General features: G+C 70.8%; 4 protein-coding genes. 2 read left to right on the top strand and 2 right to left on the bottom strand.

The window, feature by feature from the left end; genetic code table 11:
• Position 1: 1 nt before the first annotated feature.
• Complete coding sequence (pdhA, locus tag ACFWWR_RS34940; RefSeq protein WP_383865545.1) at positions 2 to 1,201, bottom strand: pyruvate dehydrogenase (acetyl-transferring) E1 component subunit alpha; 1,200 nt, start codon at positions 1,199 to 1,201, stop codon at positions 2 to 4.
• Positions 1,202 to 1,723: 522 nt separating this feature from the next.
• On the opposite strand from pdhA, the gene ACFWWR_RS34945 reads away from it, so the two are divergent.
• Positions 1,724 to 2,728, top strand: coding sequence for a phosphotransferase (locus tag ACFWWR_RS34945; RefSeq protein WP_384307529.1), 1,005 nt, complete (start codon positions 1,724 to 1,726; stop codon positions 2,726 to 2,728).
• A gap of 96 nt (positions 2,729 to 2,824) precedes the next feature.
• Here the strand turns inward: ACFWWR_RS34945 and ACFWWR_RS34950 are convergent, their stop codons facing one another.
• Positions 2,825 to 4,402: a protein kinase gene (locus ACFWWR_RS34950; protein WP_384307532.1), complete on the bottom strand. Its 1,578-nt coding sequence runs from the start codon at positions 4,400 to 4,402 to the stop codon at positions 2,825 to 2,827.
• A gap of 333 nt (positions 4,403 to 4,735) precedes the next feature.
• Between ACFWWR_RS34950 and ACFWWR_RS34955 the strand changes: the two genes are divergently transcribed.
• A complete protein-coding gene (locus ACFWWR_RS34955) occupies positions 4,736 to 6,373 on the top strand; it encodes a protein kinase (RefSeq protein ID WP_383865538.1) in 1,638 nt (545 codons plus the stop codon).
• Positions 6,374 to 6,461: the final 88 nt, after the last annotated feature.

Below are 6,461 nucleotides of genomic sequence, written 5' to 3' on the forward strand. Positions count from 1 at the left end.
CTCAGTTGTCCCCCTCTGCGTCGGCGAACGACGCCTGATAGGTGGCGAACTGCGCCCGCTCCTCGTCCACCAGCGCATGCCCGTCCGCGTACGCGTGCTCGAACATGGCGAAGTGGTCCGGGTCCGGCATGGCACGGACCGCTTCGCGCACTCGCCTGCCCAACGCCTCGCTCTCGGCCTCGAGTTCCGCGAAGAATCCCTCGTCCGCGTGGTTTGAGGCCTCCAGGAAGCGGCGAAGGCGCAGGATCGGGTCCTTCGCCTCCCAGGCGACCCGCTCGTCGTCGTGGCGGTAGCGGGAGGGGTCGTCGGAGGTGGTGTGGGCGCCCATGCGGTAGGTGTACGCCTCGACGAGCGTCGGGCCCTCGCCGCCGCGGGCGCGCTCCAGCGCCCATTTGGTGACGGCCAGGCAGGCCAGTACGTCGTTGCCGTCGACCCGGACGCCCGGGAAGCCGTAACCCTGGGCGCGCTGGTAGAGCGGGACCCGGGTCTGCTTCTCGGTCGGCTCGGAGATCGCCCACTGGTTGTTCTGGCAGAAGAACACCACGGGGGCGTTGTAGACAGCGGAGAAGGTGAAGGACTCCGCGACGTCGCCCTGGCTGGAGGCGCCGTCGCCGAAGTAGGCGATGACCGCCGAGTCCGCGCCGTCCTTGGCCACGCCCATCGCGTAGCCGGTGGCGTGCAGGGTCTGCGAGCCGATGACGATCGTGTAGAGGTGGAAGTTGTTGCTGTTCGGGTCCCAGCCGCCGTTGTTCACGCCGCGGAACATGCCGAGCAGGTTGGTCGGGTCCACCCCGCGGCACCAGGCGACGCCGTGTTCGCGGTAGGTGGGGAAGACGTAGTCGTCGTCGCGCAGGGCCCGGCCGGAGCCGATCTGGGCGGCCTCCTGGCCGAGGAGCGACGCCCACAGGCCCAGCTCGCCTTGGCGCTGCAGGGAGGTGGCCTCGGCGTCGAAGCGGCGGGTGAGCACCATGTCGCGGTAGAGGCCGCGGAGCTCGTCGGGGGTGATGTCGGCGACGTACTTGCGGTACGCGGCGTTCTCCGCGCTCTCGATCCGCTCGCCCTCGGGCGTCAGCAGCTGGACGAGTTCGGGCTCGGTGCTTGGCGATTTCTTTGCGGTCGGGCGCTTTCCGGCCGTGCTCTTCGCACCGGTCGTACCTGCGCTGCGTCGCGGCTTGCGCGCGGCAGTGCTCTCCACGGTCACGTGTGCTCCTCCGTCGGTCCGGCTACCCGGGTTCGCCGGGTGCCAGTGCGGCTCACCTGCGGTCCTCCGGACGCACGGGGTGGGTGCGGCTCGTTGGCGACAGGCGTGACAGGTGCCCCGGCGAGCGCCCTGCAACAGGCACGTTACCCAGTGCTCCACATTTCTGTGAAACCCCTTCTGACCTGCGATTTTGCTTGGATTTCCAAGTAAAACCGCGAAATCGGGAACAGTTCCTGGTCACAGCCTTGCAGGGGGCCGGAACAACGGCACGTTATCCCGGTGACCCAGGTCACGGGAAGAGTCTCCCCGGCGCGGGTCTCGCGGGCGGGTGCGACACCGCCTCGACGACGAAACGGAGATTTTCGGCCACCCGGCCTCGCTTCGCGGGCCTCGACCACGCAGGCGCGCAACTTCGGGCACCTCTCGTGATCGAAAGCGACTTTCTGTGACAACCCGCAGCTCAGAGGCCTGGATCGTGCCCTAGCATCGGGCAGCGTGCCGCGCTCTTGTGTACCACCCCTCATGCCCCACGCGCCGCCGCTGGGAGCCCTCCTCCGCCAGTACTCCGCCGGGTCCGCCCTCGCCTGCGAGCCCGTCGACCAGGGGCTGCTCAACCGCGGCTACCGGCTCCGTACGACCCGCGGCCGCTACTTCCTCAAGCACCACTTCGACCCCGAGACCGCCGACCCCGCCGCGATCACCCGTCAGCACCGGGCCACCCAACGCCTGGCCGACCTGGGCGTCCCGGTCGCACCTCCGCTGACCGGCCGTGACGGACGCACGGTCGCGGTCGTCGGCGGCCACGCCTACGCCCTGCACCCCTGGGTCGACGGCCGGCACCGCCACGGCGGCCAGCTCACCACCGCCCAGTGCGGACGGCTCGGGGCGCTTCTGGGGGTGGTGCACGCGAGTCTGGAGCGCGTGATGCGTACGCAGGCGCGGGCGCGCGCGAAATCGCCCGAGACGGCCGAGGCGGCCGACACCTTCGCCCTCATCGACGACCTGCTCGCCCGCGTGCGCCGCCATCGCCCCGCCGACTCCTTCGACGAACTGGCCCGGCACCGGCTCCTGGAGCGGCGCGCACTCCTGGAGCAGCACGCCGACCGGCGTCCGCCGCGCGGCGGTTCGGTCGGCTGGGTGCACGGCGACTTCCACCCGTTCAACCTGCTCTACAAAGGGGACGCCCCCGCCGCGATCGTCGACTGGGACCGGCTCGGCGTGAAGCCCCGCGCGGAGGAGGCGGTACGCGCGGCCGCGATCTTCTTCGTACGGCCCGCGGGGGCGCTCGACCTGCCGAAGGTACGGGCCTACGCGCGCGCGTACCGGCGTACGGCCGGCGCCCCTCCCTCCGAACTCGCGGCGGCCGCGCACCGCGTGTGGTGGGAGCGCCTCAACGACTTCTGGATGCTGCGCTGGCACTACGAGCGCGGCGACACCCGGGCGGACCCCCAGTTCCCGGCGGCCTCGGCGCTCGCGGTGTGGTGGACGCGGGAGTACGACGCGGTGTGCGACGCGTTCGCCGGTTGAGCGTCCTGGAGAGGGAGAGGGCTGAAAGACAGCACGCGCGCGTGCGGCCCGGTTACGGGTGCACGCGCGCGTGGATGCGCTGCGGTCGGCCGATGATCAGCCGCCGGTGGTGCCGCCGGAGGTGATGCCCTCGACGGTGCCACCGCTCGGATCCGACGCCTCGCCCGAGGGTGTGGCCGGATCCGAAGGCGTCGGGTCGTCCGACGGCTCCTCGGTCGTCGGCTCGTCCGTCGGCTCGTCGCTCGGCTCCTCGGTGGGCGACTGCGACGGCGTGTACGACGGCGTGTACGACGGCGTGTAGGACGGGTCCGACCCCGTGCCGGTGCCGTCGTCCGTGGACGTGTCCGTCGGCTGGTCGCTGGTGTCGTCGCTCGGCGTCTCGCTGGCCGTCTCGTCGTCGGTGGTCTGCACGGTGGTCGGCGACTTCGAGGGGTCCGAGCCGCCACCGTCGCCGTTGTCGCCGTTGAGGGCGAGCGCTACACCCGCCGCGATGGCGATCACCGCGAGCACGGCGAGGATCCACAGCTTGCCGCGGCCGCCGCCGCCCCGGTTGCCCTGTCCCTCGAACCCGCCGTCGTCCCCGCCGCCGTAGCGGTTGGGCAGGATCGGCTGCGGGATCTGCGTGGTGCCGGAGGAGTCGCCGGGATGCGGCAGCGCGGTGGTGCTGGCGAAGCCCGCCGCCGGGGTGTGCCGGCCCTCGTGCATGTCGACGGGCCCGGTGTTCCAGGTGCCGGTGTGACCGCCCTGCTCGTACAGCATCTGCAGGCCGTACTGGACCAGCCCGCGCATCTCCTCGGCCGTCTGGAAACGGTCGTCCGGCTCCTTCGCGAGCGAGCGCATGACAAGACCGTCGAGCTCCGGCGGGACGGCGTCGGAGACCTCGGACGGAGGCGTCGGGATGTCCTGGACGTGCTGGTAGACGACCGACAGCGGGGTCTCGCCGGTGAAGGGCGGGCGCAGCGCGAGGAGTTCGTAGAGGAGACAGCCCGTGGCGTACAGGTCGGAGCGGTGGTCGACGGCCTTGCCGAGGGCCTGCTCCGGGGAGAGGTACTGGGGGGTGCCCATGACCATGCCGGTCTGCGTCATCGTCGTGGACGCCCCGTGCAGGGCGCGGGCGATGCCGAAGTCCATCACCTTCACGGCGCCGTTGTGCGTGATGATGACGTTGGCGGGCTTGATGTCGCGGTGCACGATGCCGTGCTGGTGCGAGTAGGCGAGCGCTTCCAGGACACCGGAGACGATGATCAGGGCCTGTTCGGGGCCGGGGGCCTCGGCGTTGAGGAGCAGGTCGCGGATGGTGCGCCCCTCGACGATCTCCATCACGATGTACGGCACGGACTGGCCGCCCACGAAGTCCTCGCCGGAGTCGTACACGGCGACGATCGCGTGGTGGTTGAGCCCGGCGACCGACTGCGCCTCGCGCGTGAAGCGGGCCTTGGAGACGGGGTCCTCGGCGAGGTCGGCGCGCAGCAGCTTGACCGCCACGGTGCGTCCGAGGCGTACGTCCTCGGCCGCGAAGACCTCGGCCATGCCGCCCCGGCCGAGTCTGCGGGTCATCCGATATCGGCCGTCCCCGACCAGTCCGCCGTTCCCCCACAGTTCCGGCGCATCTGACATTCCGCCGCCAGTCGCCTCGGGGTCGGACGGGCCCTGAGCGCGCTGCTGCTGTGCCATCAGTCCTCGCCGTCGTTTCTGCCCGCGGTGCGCGCGGTGTTGTTACGGTCTCCGTCGGCCACGCTACAGCCTCCGCGCAAGCCGCCGATCCGGGAAGACCCCGGGAACCGGCCCGAGACGGACCGGCCATCAAACCTGTAGTACGTACCGGCGTGCAAATTGTGTGTACCGGCCGTACGTCTGCTGTAACGCTTGCGCGACCTTTCTTTCGCGTACGGTCACGGATCGGGCACCGCGCTTGACGTGTCAGTGCCCTCCGGCAGACTTGGCCGGGAATAGCACTTTGGATCAATGGCACGCACGGCGCCGAAGGCCTACGGGGGACGCAGAGACATGAGCCAGGACGGCGCACAGGGGCGGTACGCGGGGCGGGCGCTCGCCGGCGGCCGCTATCAGCTGCGCGACTTGCTCGGCGAAGGCGGTATGGCCTCGGTGCACCTCGCGTACGACGCCGTGCTCGACCGGCAGGTCGCGGTCAAGACGCTGCACACCGAGCTGGGCCGGGAGCAGGCCTTCCGCGAGCGCTTCCGCCGCGAGGCCCAGGCCGTGGCCAAGCTCACGCACACCAACATCGTCTCCGTCTTCGACACCGGCGAGGACGCGCTGGACGGCACGACGATGCCGTACATCGTCATGGAGTACGTCGAGGGCCAGCCACTCGGCTCGGTGCTGAACGCGGACGTACGGCAGTACGGCGCGATGCCCGCCGACAAGGCCCTGAAGATCACCGCGGACGTGCTCGCCGCGCTCGAGATCAGCCACGAGATGGGTCTGGTCCACCGGGACATCAAGCCGGGCAACGTGATGATGACCAAGCGCGGTGTGGTCAAGGTGATGGACTTCGGCATCGCCCGCGCCATGCAGTCCGGCGTCACCTCGATGACGCAGACCGGCATGGTCGTCGGCACCCCGCAGTACCTGTCGCCGGAGCAGGCGCTGGGCAGAGGCGTCGACGCCCGCTCCGACCTCTACTCGGTCGGCATCATGCTGTTCCAGCTGGTGACGGGGCGGCTGCCGTTCGACGCGGACTCGCCGCTGGCGATCGCGTACGCGCACGTGCAGGAGGAGCCGGTCGCTCCTTCGTCGATCAACCGCGCCCTGCCGCCCTCGGTGGACGCGCTGATCGCCCGCGCGCTGAAGAAGAACCCGAACGAGCGTTTCCCGAGCGCCGAGGCGATGCGCGACGAGTGCCTGCGCGTGGCCGCGTCCTTCCATGCCGCCGCGCCGAGCATCGTGCCGGGTGCGCCGACGCAGAGCGGCGCCGGCGTCGGCTCCGCCGTGTTCCCGCCGGTCGACCAGGCGACGCCGGGGCCCATGGGCAACGTCCAGACGCCGTACCAGCCGGCTCCGACGCCGAATCCTTACGGCACCCCGCAGCCGTCGGCGCCTTCCCCGGCGTACGGCTATCCGCAGCAGGCCGGCTACCAGACGCCCGGCCCCGCCGGGTACGCGCCGCAGCATGCCTCCACCCCGCCGCCGTACAACATGACGCCCCAGACCGTCCCTGCCTCCTCCGGCGGCGGCGACAAGGGCAACAAGCCGGTGATCATCGGGTCGGTCGTGGTGTCGCTGCTCGCGGTCGGCGGGCTGGTCGCGGCGCTCATGATGAACAGCGGCGGAACCGAGGACCCGGGCGCCGACAACAGCCCCAGCGCGTCGACGTCGACCAAGGTGGCGGGCTACCGCGGGCCGGACACGACGAAGACGATCGAGAAGACCGAGTGCACCGAGCCGGACGAGTCGTACAACGACCCCTCCCAGGTGCGGATGCCGGACTTCACGTTCAAGAACTGGGACTCGGTCCTGGACTGCCTCAAGGCGTCAGGGTGGAAATACGACAAGACCGCTGTCGACGAGAACACCTACGGCGACGGCACCGTCATGAAGCAGTACCCATCGGCGGGCACGGACTTCGACCCGAAGAGCCCGCCGGAGATGCAGTTCGAGATCTCCACGGGCAACCCTTCGTGACAACGGCGGGATGAGACCACGGGGGAGGGGCCCGCCGCCCCAGCTGGCCGGCCCCCCCCCACCCGGGGCGGGGGGGCGGGGGTGGCCC

This window comes from Streptomyces sp. NPDC058678, from assembly GCF_042714835.1.
In the GTDB taxonomy this organism is placed as follows: Bacteria; Actinomycetota; Actinomycetes; order Streptomycetales; family Streptomycetaceae; genus Streptomyces.